The organism is Aminobacter sp. Y103A (genome assembly GCF_030294925.1).
GTDB classification, from domain to species: Bacteria; Pseudomonadota; Alphaproteobacteria; order Rhizobiales; family Rhizobiaceae; genus Aminobacter; species Aminobacter ciceronei.
The window spans coordinates 4958962-4972362 of the sequence record NZ_AP017986.1; the positions used below are offsets into that span (position 1 = coordinate 4958962).

General features: G+C 63.9%; 15 protein-coding genes, 1 tRNA gene and 1 pseudogene. 8 read left to right on the forward strand and 9 right to left on the reverse strand.

All coding sequences use genetic code 11. From position 1 onward, the window contains the following. Nucleotides 1-141 precede the first annotated feature (141 nt). The 3 genes from Amn_RS24285 to Amn_RS24295 all read left to right on the forward strand — a co-directional run bounded on the left by Amn_RS24285 (nt 142) and on the right by Amn_RS24295 (nt 1307). Nucleotides 142-390 carry a DUF982 domain-containing protein gene (locus Amn_RS24285; protein ID WP_067957266.1) on the forward strand — a complete coding sequence of 83 codons (249 nt, stop codon included), beginning with the start codon at nt 142-144 and terminating at the stop codon, nt 388-390. A 112-nt stretch (nt 391-502) separates the two neighbouring features. Then, on the forward strand, nt 503-802 hold the full coding sequence (locus Amn_RS24290; RefSeq protein ID WP_067966086.1) for a DUF982 domain-containing protein: 300 nt from the start codon (nt 503-505) through the stop codon (nt 800-802). Nucleotides 803-854: 52 nt separating this feature from the next. After that, the gene (locus Amn_RS24295) at nt 855-1307 is read left to right on the forward strand and encodes a GFA family protein (RefSeq protein ID WP_067957263.1); all 453 of its coding nucleotides are present in this window, start codon (nt 855-857) and stop codon (nt 1305-1307) included. Nucleotides 1308-1354: 47 nt separating this feature from the next. Here the strand turns inward: Amn_RS24295 and Amn_RS24300 are convergent, their stop codons facing one another. From Amn_RS24300 to Amn_RS24320, 5 genes and pseudogenes are all read right to left on the reverse strand, one after another. Next, entirely contained in the window at nt 1355-1525 is a 171-nt protein-coding gene (locus tag Amn_RS24300; RefSeq protein WP_192314053.1) for a hypothetical protein, read from the reverse strand. 589 nt (nt 1526-2114) lie between these two features. Then, nucleotides 2115-2249: pseudogene (locus Amn_RS24305) on the reverse strand (hypothetical protein); the annotation flags it as partial. Between the two features lie 451 nt (nt 2250-2700). After that, a tRNA-Glu gene (locus tag Amn_RS24310) sits at nt 2701-2775 on the reverse strand. Between the two features lie 89 nt (nt 2776-2864). Further along, a complete protein-coding gene (locus Amn_RS24315) occupies nt 2865-3272 on the reverse strand; it encodes a VOC family protein (protein WP_067957199.1) in 408 nt (135 codons plus the stop codon). Then, nucleotides 3269-3649 carry a fimbrial protein gene (locus Amn_RS24320; RefSeq protein ID WP_067957196.1) on the reverse strand — a complete coding sequence of 127 codons (381 nt, stop codon included), beginning with the start codon at nt 3647-3649 and terminating at the stop codon, nt 3269-3271. Before Amn_RS24320 ends, Amn_RS24315 begins: the two co-directional genes overlap by 4 nt. 24 nt (nt 3650-3673) lie before the next feature. Between Amn_RS24320 and Amn_RS24325 the strand changes: the two genes are divergently transcribed. Both Amn_RS24325 and rpoH read left to right on the forward strand, forming a co-directional pair. Continuing rightward, nucleotides 3674-4702: an RluA family pseudouridine synthase gene (locus tag Amn_RS24325; protein WP_067957193.1), complete on the forward strand. Its 1029-nt coding sequence runs from the start codon at nt 3674-3676 to the stop codon at nt 4700-4702. A gap of 185 nt (nt 4703-4887) precedes the next feature. Then, on the forward strand, nt 4888-5787 hold the full coding sequence (rpoH, locus tag Amn_RS24330; protein ID WP_067957191.1) for an RNA polymerase sigma factor RpoH: 900 nt from the start codon (nt 4888-4890) through the stop codon (nt 5785-5787). A 109-nt stretch (nt 5788-5896) separates the two neighbouring features. Here rpoH and Amn_RS24335 read toward each other — a convergent pair whose 3' ends face one another. Further along, the gene (locus Amn_RS24335) at nt 5897-6259 is read right to left on the reverse strand and encodes a cell division protein ZapA (protein ID WP_067966084.1); all 363 of its coding nucleotides are present in this window, start codon (nt 6257-6259) and stop codon (nt 5897-5899) included. 7 nt (nt 6260-6266) lie between these two features. Beyond that, nucleotides 6267-6539: a DUF4164 domain-containing protein gene (locus Amn_RS24340; RefSeq protein WP_067957185.1), complete on the reverse strand. Its 273-nt coding sequence runs from the start codon at nt 6537-6539 to the stop codon at nt 6267-6269. A gap of 282 nt (nt 6540-6821) precedes the next feature. On the opposite strand from Amn_RS24340, the gene tkt reads away from it, so the two are divergent. The 3 genes from tkt (at nt 6822) to Amn_RS24355 (ending at nt 11991) form a co-directional block, all read left to right on the forward strand. Further along, nucleotides 6822-8810, forward strand: a complete 1989-nt coding sequence (gene tkt / locus Amn_RS24345; RefSeq protein WP_067957181.1) for a transketolase — start codon at nt 6822-6824, stop codon at nt 8808-8810. A gap of 22 nt (nt 8811-8832) precedes the next feature. Then, nucleotides 8833-9843 (forward strand): type I glyceraldehyde-3-phosphate dehydrogenase, encoded by a 1011-nt coding sequence (gap, locus tag Amn_RS24350; RefSeq protein WP_067957178.1) that lies wholly within the window; start codon nt 8833-8835, stop codon nt 9841-9843. A 288-nt stretch (nt 9844-10131) separates the two neighbouring features. Next, complete coding sequence (locus tag Amn_RS24355) at nt 10132-11991, forward strand: potassium/proton antiporter (protein ID WP_067957175.1); 1860 nt, start codon at nt 10132-10134, stop codon at nt 11989-11991. Between the two features lie 190 nt (nt 11992-12181). On the opposite strand, the gene Amn_RS24360 is transcribed toward Amn_RS24355, so the two are convergent. Next, nucleotides 12182-12565 carry a VOC family protein gene (locus Amn_RS24360; RefSeq protein ID WP_286292786.1) on the reverse strand — a complete coding sequence of 128 codons (384 nt, stop codon included), beginning with the start codon at nt 12563-12565 and terminating at the stop codon, nt 12182-12184. Between the two features lie 134 nt (nt 12566-12699). Then, nucleotides 12700-13254 carry an AAA family ATPase gene (locus tag Amn_RS24365; RefSeq protein WP_286292787.1) on the reverse strand — a complete coding sequence of 185 codons (555 nt, stop codon included), beginning with the start codon at nt 13252-13254 and terminating at the stop codon, nt 12700-12702. Between the last annotated feature and the right edge of the window lie 147 nt (nt 13255-13401).

The following is a 13401-nucleotide window of genomic DNA, read 5'->3' on the forward strand; positions in this document are numbered from 1 at the left end:
ATAGCACAGGATGATTTCGCGGCGGCATGGCACCTCGAGCGTTGTCGGCCGATGCCCTCTCTTGTTAAGAAAAAATGCTATCGATCGACTGCGCACTGAGGCCGCCGATGCAACTCTCCGCCATCGGGCGCGTTCTGGTGGATGGATTTTACACCGAACGTCTGGGTCAAAGATGGAGAGTTTTCGCTGCGCGAGGTCGTCTCGGTGTCGGATGCCGTCGAGTTTCTTGACGGCTGGCCGCAAGACAAGCGCAATCCGTTCTTCTATCTCGCAGAAAACGCCATGCAGGCCGCGATCAACGGCTCGATCCCTGTCGACGAGGCGAGGGAAGCTTTCGAAAGCTTCTGCAACGAGGCCGGAATACTGGCCGCGTCGCCGGATGCGGCTTGAACTCCATTCTTGACGGGAAAGGCTGCCGTCGCCATTTTCCTGGTCTGCCTGTCGCGCCGAAAGCCGGCAGGTTCGCTTGCTCGAAAGACGGTCCATGACCCGGGAGGAAGTGATGACAGCCAAAACCTTTTCCAGCCCGATCTTCGTCAGGGACGCCGATCAGGCCATCCTGCAGATTGCCAGTGTCGCCGATGCGCTCGGCTTCCTCGCAAGGTGGCCCGAACAAAGGCGCGGACCGATCTACAACACGGCGATGCGCGCCTGCCATGCGGCACGCGAGGACCGGCTGTCGGTCGATGGTGCCCGAAATGCCTTCGCCGGCTTTGCCCGTTCCGTCGGCATCCGCGAAACCGAAGCGGTGTCGATCGAGCCATGGATCGCAACGCCGAAACGCGGCCGCATGCCCCTCTAACCCAGGGAACGTTTGCCTGTGGCTTTCCGTTGGAGCGGAAAGGAGCTCTGCCATGGTAAACCGTCGCAGCGAGACAATCCGATTCGGCAGCTGCTATTGCCGTGCCGTCACATTCCGGGTGACCGGAGAGCCTCTGCGTGTCGGGATCTGCCACTGCGCCGATTGCCGCAAGACCAGCGGTTCGGCATTTTCCGCCTATGCCGTCTGGCCGGTTTCGACCCTCGAACAGACGGGCCAGGTCAATACCTATGGCAAGCGAAGCTTCTGCGTCACCTGCGGCAGCCGCGTCACCTTCGTCAGCGACGACGAGGCCGAAGTCATGCTCGGCAGTCTCGACGTGGTGCCCTCCGATCTGACGCCTCAATATGAACTCTGGACTGGCCGACGGGAAAACTGGCTGCATCCTCTGCCCGAGGCGCAGCAGTTCGACCACGACCGTCAGCCGCCGGCCGCTGTTTCCGAAACCGCCCCCGCCGAACGTAGCGCTTTGAGAAAGCAAGCGTAGTCGCGGAAATCAGCGGGTTTGGGACCCGCCCTGATTTCCGAGGGCTTTCAGTGCGTGGTCGCCGTGGCGGTCTTGGCGCTCGGCTTCACGACCGGCTTGCGGCGACGCTTCGGCGCTGCCGGCACGGGATCGAAATCCGACGGCACGCTGGCGATGAACTCTCGACCGATCCTGTATGCTGCATAACCGACGACAAACAGTGCTAGTGTTCGAAGCATGACGGCATTCTCCTTTGTCACCGCAACGCCGACGGGCAGGCAAGGTTCCACATGGCGTTTTCGCAGCGACGTGGCAGCGGCGGTCACACGCTGCGGCCACGCGACATGCCGGCAATGCATGTCGCCACCAAAAGAAAGGCCTGACATCTCGCGGTACGTCAGGCCTTAGGTGGGCATTCCGGCACGGGGCTGTAGTCCGGAAAGCCAGGAGGTCGTCGAAGACCAGGACAGGTCGGTCGTCACTGGCGCGGCGGCTGTCACCGCACAGGGTTTCGCGCGGACCAGTGGCGTCGCGCTGGTCCGCGCGACGGCCAACCGTCTGGAGCCAATAGTTGGCTGCGGAAAACACGGCTGCCTTTGGCAGCGTGGGCAGGTCGGGTGCCTTCGGCCCGCCCGAATAGAAATTGGACGCCGGGTTCTGTTGCATGAAGTCATAGACCACCAAGCCGAGCGGCCGCTTGGGCCGTTCCGCTGCAGGCTGCTGCCATGACACTTCCTCCCGCAGCGCGCTCGGCGCGGCTGTCGGCGCCGCACCAAACTGCCTGCCCGGGTTCTGGGCTTCGCTGACATCCATCCAGTTTCTCGCGGTGAGCAGGTCATGGGCAAGATGATGGAACGACGTGTCGATCGCCTTCCTGGCTTTCTGCGCCTTGATCCGCGTCTGCGCTTCCAGGTCCTCGACCGTGCCGACGACAGCCTGGGCGTTGGGTGTGACCGGTGTCACGAGTTCGGCAAGTTCCTGCCAGAGATCGGTCGCGAGATACCCGCCGAAGGTCGGAAGGTTCTTGCGCTCGTCGGCCGAGTTATTACCTGGGCGCGCCCGACGACCGCATGATCCCGCCGGCAGCGCAGCGCATGACGCCCGAGCGCGCGGGCGCGACCGTCTCCGAAACGGCGGGCAGCCACGCCGTCTCGAAGCCCGAGGCCGTTGCCGCCATCATCGAGTAGGCCGCGACCGCTAAGTGACCAAGGGCAATTGAATGACCGCGACAAACAATGCCCGGAGCGTCGTCGGCGTTTCGGGAATGAGCATGCGAAACGCTCCTGCGCACTGGCCGGACAACTAGAATGGGCCAGCCAGGCGCGATCGCAGGATCTAGAGCGTCAGACCAATGGCCCTGCTTGACAGTCGTTTGACGGCAGCGGCTCGAGTTACAGTATGTGCTTGGAAGAACTGGTACGCCCAAGGGGAATCGAACCCCTGTTCCCGCCGTGAGAGGGCGGTGTCCTGACCGCTAGACGATGGGCGCAGCCGAGATCGGCGATATAGGCTGGCGTTCTTGAAAAAGCAACAGCCCGGCACGCGTTATTTGCACTTGTCCAGGCTGCCGCAGGGGCATCAACGTTTCGGTTCGATCAGATCCCACAGATTGCCGCAGAGATCGGCGAACACGGCGACGGTGCCATAGGCCTCGTGGCGCGGCGCTTCACGGAATTCGACGCCATTGGCCAGCATCGCCGCATGGTCGCGGGCAAAATCGTCGGTCTCCAGAAACAGGAATACGCGACCTCCGGTCTGGTTGCCGATTGCCGCCACTTGGCTCTCGCCATCCGCTTTGGCGAGCAGCAGCCTTGTGCCCTGCCCGCTGCCCGGCTCGACAGTTATCCAGCGCTTGCCGCCGCCGAGGTCGACATCCTCGACAAGGGAAAGCCCGAGCTTGCCGACATACCAGGCGATCGCCTGGTCGTAATCGGCGACGACCACCGAGACGGTGGCGATGCGGCGCCGGGCGGCGAAGCCGCTCACTTGGTGCGGACCTGGAACTGGCCGATCAGGCGCCGTTCTGACATGTCGTAGAGGAAGATGGTCCTGCTGCCGTCGACGAGTTCGGCGTCTATCGAGATGCGGTTGCCCGACAGCGCCTGCGACATGATCTTGGCGCCCACCGGCAGGATGATCTCGCCGCTGATCTGGCCGCCCGCCGGCACCTGGATGTCGCCGCTCGCCACCGGAGCGGCTGCCTCCGGCGTCCGCGATTTGTAGACAACGCCGCCGAGGACGGCCATAAGGGCGATGAACAACAGCCCTATATTGATGATGAAGAAGCGGACCAGTTTCCTGCGGACACGCTCAACCGATGGGTCGAGCGGCTTGTCTTCTTCTTCGATAGCGGGCCGAGACATGGCAAAACTTCCGGAACAATTGTTATGAGCGCATCAGATAGCGAAGCGACAGGCACTTTGATAGTGCTCGAAGCCGACGCCGATGCCGCAGGTGTGCGGCTCGACCAGTGGCTGGCCGGCCGCCTTGCGCCCGATCTGTCGCGCAGCCGCGTCCAGGCGCTGATCAAGCAGGGTGCGGTCAGCATCGGCGGCAAGGTCGTCGAGGAGGCCAAGCGCAAGCTGGCTGCCGGCGACGAAATAGCCATCGACATGCCCGAGGCCGAACCGGCCGAACCCGAGGGCGAAGCGATACCGCTCGACATTCTCTATGAGGACGACGAGCTGATCGTCATCAACAAGCCGGCCGGCCTCGTCGTCCATCCCGGCGCCGGCAACTGGACCGGCACGCTGGTCAATGCGTTGATCCACCATTGCGGCGACAGCCTGTCGGGCATAGGCGGCGTCAAGCGGCCGGGCATCGTCCATCGCCTCGACAAGGAGACCTCGGGCGTCATGGTCGTTGCCAAGACCGACCGCGCCCACAAGTCGCTGTCCGAGGCCTTTGCCGACCATGGCCGCACCGGCGACCTCGAACGCGCCTATGACGCGCTGGTCTGGGGCTTTCCGCAGCGCATGACCGGCACCATCGACGCTCCGCTCGGCCGCCACGCCGACCGTGTCCGCCGCGCCGTGGTGCCCGAACACCGCGACGACGCCCGCCACGCCATCACCCATTTCACCGTGCAGGAGCGGTTCGGCCAGGACCAGGCCGAATTCACCACGGCAAGCCTTGTCGAATGCCGGCTGGAAACCGGGCGCACCCACCAGATTCGCGTTCACATGGCCCATATCGGCCACCCCGTCGTCGGCGATCCCGACTATGGCCAGGCCTTCCGGACCAAGTCGAACCGGCTGCCCGAACCGTTGAAGTCCGCGGTAAAGGCATTTCCACGCCAGGCTTTGCATGCCCGCCTCCTTGCATTTCGCCACCCGGCTTCCCATCTCATCATGCGGTTCGAGGCGCCCTTGCCTCGCGACATGGGGGAATTGGTCGAAGGCTTTCGCAATCTCTGAACCTTCGATCAGAAAACCTGACTCGTATTGTTCACTTAGGCGTGACACTCTGTTTCGCGTTGAACAAATAGTGTCTTTTCTGGTTTTGTTCCTGTATAAGACCCATAGCGCGACAGGCATTCGGCAGCCGCGCCACATGCTCGCCTGGATCAGGGGGCATATCTCGCAAAGAGGGAGGGTGCTTTATGGCCCAGTCACTACCCAGTATCGTTTCCGGCGAGGGCGGCCTCAGCCGCTACCTGGAAGAAATCCGTCGCTTTCCGATGCTCCAGCCGCAGGAAGAGTACATGCTCGCCAAGCGGTACAACGAGCATGAAGACACCACCGCCGCCCACAAGCTGGTCACCAGCCACCTGCGTCTCGTGGCCAAGATCGCCATGGGCTATCGCGGTTATGGCCTGCCCATCGGCGAAGTCATCTCGGAAGGCAATGTCGGCCTGATGCAGGCCGTCAAGAAATTCGAGCCGGAGCGCGGTTTCCGTCTCGCCACCTATGCCATGTGGTGGATCAAGGCCTCGATCCAGGAGTACATCCTGCGCTCGTGGTCGCTGGTCAAGATGGGCACCACCGCCAACCAGAAGCGTCTGTTCTTCAACCTGCGCAAGGTCAAGGGCAAGATTCAGGCGCTCGACGACGGCGACCTGAAGCCCGAGCACATCACCGAGATCGCCACGCGCCTCAATGTCTCCGAGGCCGAGGTGGTGTCGATGAACCGCCGCCTGTCGGGCGACGCTTCGCTGAATGCACCCATCCGCGCCAGCGAAGGCGAGTCGGGCGAGTGGCAGGACTGGCTTGTCGACGACCATGACAGCCAGGAAACCATGCTCATCGAGCAGGACGAGCTCGACAACCGCCGCGGCATGCTGGCGAGCGCCATGTCGGTGCTCAACGACCGCGAAAAGCGCATCTTCGAGGCGCGTCGCCTTGCCGACGAGCCACTGACGCTGGAAGAGCTTTCGGCCGAATTCGACATCAGCCGCGAGCGCGTCCGCCAGATCGAGGTCCGCGCCTTCGAAAAGGTCCAGGACGCGGTCAAGGCCGCTGCCAAGAAGCAGGCCCAGGCGCTGCGCACCATCGACGCCTGACAATCGGCCTCAGCTTGAAACAAAAAACGCGCCGGCATGCCGGCGCGTTCTTCTTTCGGTCTCCATCTTCCCCCGAAGGTGGAAGCCCGTCCCAGAACTTTCCCCGCGCTCAGGCCTTTTTCGTCAGGCTCAGCGCCAGCTGCTCCATGCGCTCGGCCAGCGAGCCCAGCGCGCCGGTCAGCGCCGCATCGTTCTTATCGGCCTTGGTCAAGGCATCGTCGCGCGTCTTGCGCAGCGTCAGCACTTCGGTTTCCATGCCCTTGACGCGCTTCTGCAGCTCGGACAACTCGTCCATCACCATGATGCCGGCCATCACGGTCAGTCGCTGGTCGCCGATCTCGCCGAACGAATCCTTGAGATGCAGCACGTAGCGGTCGAAACGGTTGGCAAGGTCGATGAGGTGCTCTTCCTGTCCCTCGTCGCAGGCCATGCGGTATTGCTTGCCATCGATGGTAACGGTGACTTGCGCCATCTCCACCCTACCTGTCCAGCACGGCGCGGATCGTCTCCATCGCCGTCACGAGCCGCCGCGAGACTTCCTTGTTGGCTTCTTCCAGCCGTTCGGCCCGGGCTTCGGAATTGTCGAGTTCCTGCGCCAGCCGCGCCCGGTCGGCATTCATGCGCTGGACCTCGGCTTCGGCTTCGCCGTAGTCCTGATCGTGCTCGAGCCGCGCGGCGACCGCACCCTCGAGCGTATCGATCGCCCTGCCTAGCCGGCCAATGACTTCCCTGAGTGTCGTATCCCCGGTCATGGCTCTCGTAGACCCCCGCCCATCACCGAATCGCGCACGTTTCAGAACGCGTTATCAAGGAAACATTAGGCACCGGTTGAAGGAGGCGTCAACAAAGCTGTTTTGTCTTTCCCCCACTAAGCGTGTCCAAGCCGACACAGCGAAGCGGCCGGGGCGTGACTTCGCGCCGCAACGAGGGCGCGAAAACGCACCGATTTGTTGACTCAAGCCCTGTGCCTGCTATGTGTCCCCCCACCTTTCTGGGGCCGTCGGCGGCCCCTTTTCTCGGCTATGGGAGGGACGATGTCCTCGCGCGAAAAACACGACCGGATGGCCAATGCGATCCGCTTTCTGTCCATGGATGCGGTCGAGAAGGCCAACTCCGGCCATCCCGGCCTGCCAATGGGCGCCGCCGACATCGCGACCGTGCTCTACACCCGCTTCCTCAAGCATGATCCGGCAAACCCGCACTGGCACGACCGCGACCGCTTCGTGCTGTCGGCCGGCCATGGCTCGATGCTGCTCTACTCGGTGCTCTACCTCTCGGGCTACGAGGACATCAGCCTCGACGAGATCAAGAATTTCCGCCAGCTCGGCTCCAAGACCGCCGGCCACCCTGAATACGGCCACGCCGCCGGTATCGAGACGACCACCGGTCCGCTCGGCCAGGGTCTCGCCAACGCCGTCGGCATGGCGCTCGCCGAACGCATCATGAATGCCCAGTTCGGCGACAAGCTCGTCGACCACTACACCTACGTGCTCGCCGGCGACGGCTGCCTGATGGAAGGCATCTCGCAGGAGGCGCTGTCGCTTGCCGGTCACCTCAAGCTCAACAAGCTGATCGTCTTCTGGGACGACAACAACATTTCGATCGACGGCCCGATCTCGATGTCGGATTCGACCGATCAGTTGGCGCGCTTCGCCGCCTCGGGCTGGAACACGCTGGCCATTGACGGCCATGATCCGGAAGCCATTGCCGGTGCAATCGAGGCCGCCAAGCGTTCCGACCGCCCGACCCTGATTGCCGCCAAGACCACCATCGGCTTCGGCTCGCCCGCCAAGGCCGGCACCAACAAGGTCCACGGTTCGCCGCTGGGTGCCGCCGAAATCGAGGCGACCCGCAAGGCGCTGGGCTGGGAGTACCCCGCCTTCGAGATCCCCTCCGACATCCTCGACGCATGGCGTCTCGCCGGCCTCAACTCGGCCAAGAAGCGCGTCGACTGGGAAAAGCGCCTCGCCGAGGCCGGCACGGAAGTCCGTGGCGAGTTCGAGCGCCGCATGCGCGGCGACCTGCCCGCCAGCTTCGACGCCGCCATCGCCGAGTACAAGAAGAAGCTCGCCGCCGACAAGCCGAAGGTCGCCACCCGCAAGTCGTCGGAAATGGCGCTCGAGGTGATCAACGGCGTCGTGCCCGAAACCATCGGCGGCTCGGCCGACCTGACCGGCTCCAACAACACCAAGACCAGCCAGACTAAGAACATCACGGCCGAGGACTACGGCCAGCGCTTCGTCCACTACGGCATCCGCGAGCTCGGCATGTGCGCGGCGATGAACGGCATGGCGCTGCATGGCGGCGTCATCCCCTACTCCGGCACCTTCCTGTGCTTCTCCGACTATGCCCGCCCGGCCATGCGCCTGGCGTCGCTGATGGGCATCCGCGTCGGCTTCGTCATGACCCACGATTCGATCGGTCTCGGCGAAGACGGCCCGACCCACCAGCCGGTCGAGCATCTGGCGGCCCTGCGCGCCATCCCCAACCACATCGTCTTCCGTCCGGCCGATGCCACGGAAGCTGCCGAGTGCTGGCAGCTGACGCTGGAGAATCGCAAGACCCCTTCGACGCTGGCGCTGACCCGCCAGAACCTGCCGGCGGTACGCACCGAATATGTCGAGGAAAACCTCTGCGGCTACGGCGCCTATGAACTCGCCACTGCCGACGGCGATGCCGAAGTCACCATCTTCGCCACCGGCTCCGAGGTCGAGATCGCGCTCGACGCCCGCAAGCTGCTGCAGGCCGCCGGCCACCCGACCCGCGTCGTCTCGGTCCCCGCCTTCGAGTTGTTCGAACAGCAGAGCCCGGAATATCGCAAGGCGATGATCGGCAATGCCAAGGTCAAGGTCGCCATCGAGGCTGGCATCCGCCAGGGCTGGGACAGCTTCATCGGTTCCGACGGCGTCTTCATCGGCATGCACGGCTTCGGCGCCAGCGCCCCGATCGAAGAGCTCTACAAGCATTTCGGCATCACCGCCGAGGCTGCCGCAAAGGCCGCCACGGCTCGGCTTCAGGCATAAGACGTCCCCCAGGAGAACCAACATGACCGTTAGAGTTGCCATCAATGGTTTCGGCCGCATCGGCCGCAACATCGTGCGTGCCATCTATGAGTCGGGCCGCAAGGACATCGACGTCGTCGCCGTCAACGATCTCGGCCCGGTCGAGACCAACGCCCACCTGCTGCGCTACGACAGCGTGCATGGCCGCTTCCCGCACGAAGTGAAGGTCGAGGGCGACCAGATCAACATCGGCACCGACAAGTTCAAGGTCACCGCGATCAAGGACCCGTCGCAGCTGCCGTGGAAGGAACTCGGCGTCGACATCGCGCTCGAATGCACCGGCATCTTCACCTCGAAGGACAAGGCTTCGGCGCACCTCGCCGCCGGCGCCAAGCGTGTCATCGTCTCGGCACCCGCCGACGGCGCCGACCTGACCGTGGTCTACGGCGTCAACCACGACAAGATCACCAAGGACCACATCGTCATCTCGAATGCGTCCTGCACCACCAACTGCCTGGCTCCCGTCGCCATGGTCCTCAACAATGCCTTCGGCATCGAAAAGGGCTTCATGACCACGATCCATGCCTACACTGGTGACCAGCCGACGCTCGACACCATGCACAAGGATCTCTACCGCGCCCGCGCCGCGGCGATGTCGATGATCCCGACCTCGACCGGTGCCGCCAAGGCCGTCGGCCTGGTGCTGCCGGAACTCAAGGGCAAGCTCGACGGCGTCTCGATCCGCGTGCCGACCCCGAACGTCTCCTGCATCGACTTCAAGTTCCTGGCCAAGAAGAACGTCACGGTCGAAGAGGTCAACGCGGTGCTCGTCGCTGCCGCCAACGGCCCGCTCAAGGGCGTCCTCGCCTTCACCGACGAGCCACTGGTCTCCATCGACATGAACCACAACCCGGCCTCGTCGACCTTCGCGCTCGACCAGACCAAGGTCATCGAGGGCAACCTCGTGCGCGTCATGTCCTGGTACGACAACGAGTGGGGCTTCTCCAACCGCATGGCTGACACGGCCGTCGTGATGGGCCGCACCATCGGCTGATTGCCGCGCCCGCCTCGGGCGACTACAGCGCCGCGCGTCCGCCAAGACGCGCAAAGGACGCTGTAGCACTTAACGGCTGCATGATCCTTTCCGAAATCGACTTTCGATTTCGGGGTCATGCACTAACCTATTGGCAACGCCCGGCTTCGGCCGGGCGTTTTCATTTCTACCGCAATGCAAAAATGTTTGGTCCAAGCCGGCAAAAATCCATTCTTGCTTGGACATGGCCTTTTCTTCGCCGCACTCTCAACCGACGCAGCTAACAGGTGGTTCGCAGACGGGTCGGGGATGGAACAGGCGGTATATCTCATCACGCTGGTAGGCACCGCGCTGGTCGTGGCGGCGGCGTTTTCGAGCCTGATCGCCTTCCGCTTCGGCGCCCCGCTGCTGTTGCTGTTCCTCGGCATCGGCCTTGCCAGCGGCGTCGACGGCCTCGGCATCGTCTTCGACAATGCCCACATCGCCTATTTCGTCGGCGCCATAGCACTTGCCGTCATCCTGTTTGACTCAGGCTTCGGCACGCCCGTCGGCGTGTTGCGCCAGGCCGGCATGCCGGCTCTTACGCTCGCCACCATCGGCGTCGGCATCACCACCGTCGTCTTCGGCATCGCCGCCTATTATCTCACCGGCTTTACCTGGCTCGAATCCTTCCTGCTCGGGGCCGCCGTTGCCTCGACCGACGCTGCCGCCGTGTTCTTCCTGCTGCGCGCCGGCAACATCAACCTGCGCGAGCGCGTCCGCTCGACCCTCGAAATCGAGTCCGGCACCAACGACCCGATCGCCATCTTCCTGACCATCACCCTTGTCGAGATCATCGCGCTCGGGGCCAAGCCCGACACCGACCTTTTGCTTGTCGATCTCGTCGTCGGCTTCTTCGTCCAGATGATCCTCGGTGCTGCCATCGGCCTGCTCGGCGGCTTCCTCATCGTCAAGCTGGTCGAACGGCTCAACCTCGACCGTGGCCTGTTGCCGATCTTCGTGCTGACGCTGTCGCTGCTGGTCTTCGCCGCAGCCGGTGCTGTCGGCGGCTCGGGCTTCCTCGCCGTCTATCTCGCCGGCCTCGTCGCCGGCAATTCCGACATCCGCGCCGTATCCACGCTCAAGCGCTTCCAGGACGGCATGTCCTGGCTCGCCCAGATCATCATGTTCCTGGTGCTTGGCCTGTTCGCCACGCCGTCGCAGTTCCCTGAAATCCTGGTCGCAGCACTGGTGCTGGGCCTGTTCCTGATGTTCGTCGCACGCCCCGTGGCGGTCTGGCTCTGCCTCATCCCGTTCAACATCCCGCGCCAGGAAACGGCCTTCATTTCCTGGGTCGGCCTGCGCGGCGCCGTCTCCATCCTGCTCGCCATCACCCCCGTGCTCGGCGGACTGGAGAACGGCAGGGATATCTTCAACATCGCCTTCATCATCGTGCTGACGTCGCTCGTCATCCAGGGCTGGACGGTCGGCCCGCTCGCCCGCCGCCTCGGCCTCATCGTGCCGCAGCGCTTCGGCCCGCTCGACAAGGTCGAGCTCGAACTGCCCGGCTCCGCTCACCACGAGCTGCTCGCCTATCGCGTCGTACCGGGCTCGCCGGTCGCCAAGGGGCAGCGAATCCCGCGCTGGGCGCGGCCCTCGCTGGTCGTGCGCGACGGCCGCTCGATGCGCTTCCAGGACATGGGCCGCCTGCAGGCAGGAGACAACGTCTACATCTTCGTGCCCGACCGCTACCCGCGCCTGCTCGACCGGCTCTTCGCCAGCCGTGCCGAGGTCGATGCCGAGGACGAAGATTTCTTCGGCGCCTTCACCGTCGACCAGACCCATCTCGCCGGCGAGCTGGAAGCCGCCTACGGCGCGACCGTCAAGGAAGAAGAGCGCAAGCTCACCATCGCCGAGCTGATCAAGCTGCGCCTGCGCGGCCATGTCGAATATGCCGACCGCGTCTCGCTCGGCCTGATCGACCTGATCGTCCGCGACGTCGACGAAAAGGGCCGCATCGTCTCTGTCGGCCTGTCGATCGAGCCCGCCCCGCCCCCGCCGCCGGTTCCGGTGTTCCTCAGCGGCGGCGAGATCAGCGACCGCATCAGGCGCTTCTTCGCCAAGCGGCCGGAGAAGCAGGCCAAGACGGAAGCGTCGACGACCTCCGAGGGGTTATCCGAGGACGCGTGAGGCGCAACCCTCCGCTTGTGGGGTACACGTCGCGCGACACCCCAAAACACTCCTACAGCCCTCCCCACAAGGAGTAGGGAGGGCATCGACGTCGCGCCTATCAAGCACTCAGCCTCTCTGCTTGCAGCCCGTCTGCGACAGGGGCCGCGCCCTGGAAGGATCGCCTGACAGCAACCGCCCGTCCTCAACCTCACCCGTTGTAGACCACCGCAAGCTTGTTCCCGGCGGGATCACGCACATAGGCGGAATACCAGTCCGGCCCGTAGTGCGGACGCGGGTTCGGCCCGCCTTCATCGGTTCCGCCATGCTGCATCGCCGCCGCGTGGAACGCATCCACCTCTGCGGTGGACTTGACCATGAAGCCGACCATCGAGCCGTTGCCACCGCTGGCGAGCTCACCATCGAACGGCTTGCAGACCCAAAGCACGAAGCCATCGCCCTTGCCGCCCTCCGAATAGGCGCGCCAACCCGGAAACTCCGTGTGCTTGCTCCAGCCGATCGTAGCCAAGGTCGCGTCATAAAAGGCGTTCGACTTGGCATTGTCGATCGCACCAACAGTGGCATAAGCACTCATCGTCATTATCCTCCAGCATTCCGCAGAAACGTATCAGCAGGACTAGAACATATCAAGAACATCTAAGGCCGGACGGTGCGCGGATTCGGCATCCCGCAGATTGCCAGCAGACTGCGCGGCAAGCAGCGCCGTCTTCACCCGGCCACAATCTCCGCAAGCCGCGCCAGCCGCTCCGCCCGCGTGCCCCGCAGTTCGAGGATTTTGGGGCGCCCTTCGAGAAGCCCGAGCTTGTCGTCGCGGATGATCGCCTTCAGCCGCGTATCCACCTTGCTGCGCAGCCGTGGAAGCTCGATCGTCACGTCGGTCTCGTCCGGCCGCGACAGCGGCAGGAAGACGACGAGGCCGAGCGACGCGAGTGCCTTTTCGATCCTGCCGAGCAGCTTGCCGCTCGGCACCCACTCGAAGCCCTCCCGGACTGCGACCACTTCCAGATAGGCGACGAAATCGAGCGGGCAGCGGTCGTAGACGATGTCGGGCGAAGCAACTGACGCCAGGATCATCGCGCAGCGCTGCTCCAGCTGCTCCTCGAGATCAGCCGATGTGGCACCGTCGGCGAATGGCGTGCCTTCATGCTGCGCCAGCGCCCAATAGGGCTCCTGCTCGTGCTCATAGGCTGGATGTGCGGCGACAAGGTCGTCGATGAGGGTCGTCTTGCCGCTGCCGTGCGTGCCGGTGACCGCGATGCGCATGCTCTCCCCTCGTTTCTCCGGCGATAGCCGCTCACGACCGCAACAGGAAGGGCCGTGAGCATCAAAATTTCACCCACTCCGCCGCGCAAACCTTGCATCCGCGCCCGCGATTTGTATGGTCCGCGCAATCTCTCCATAGGAAAGGGA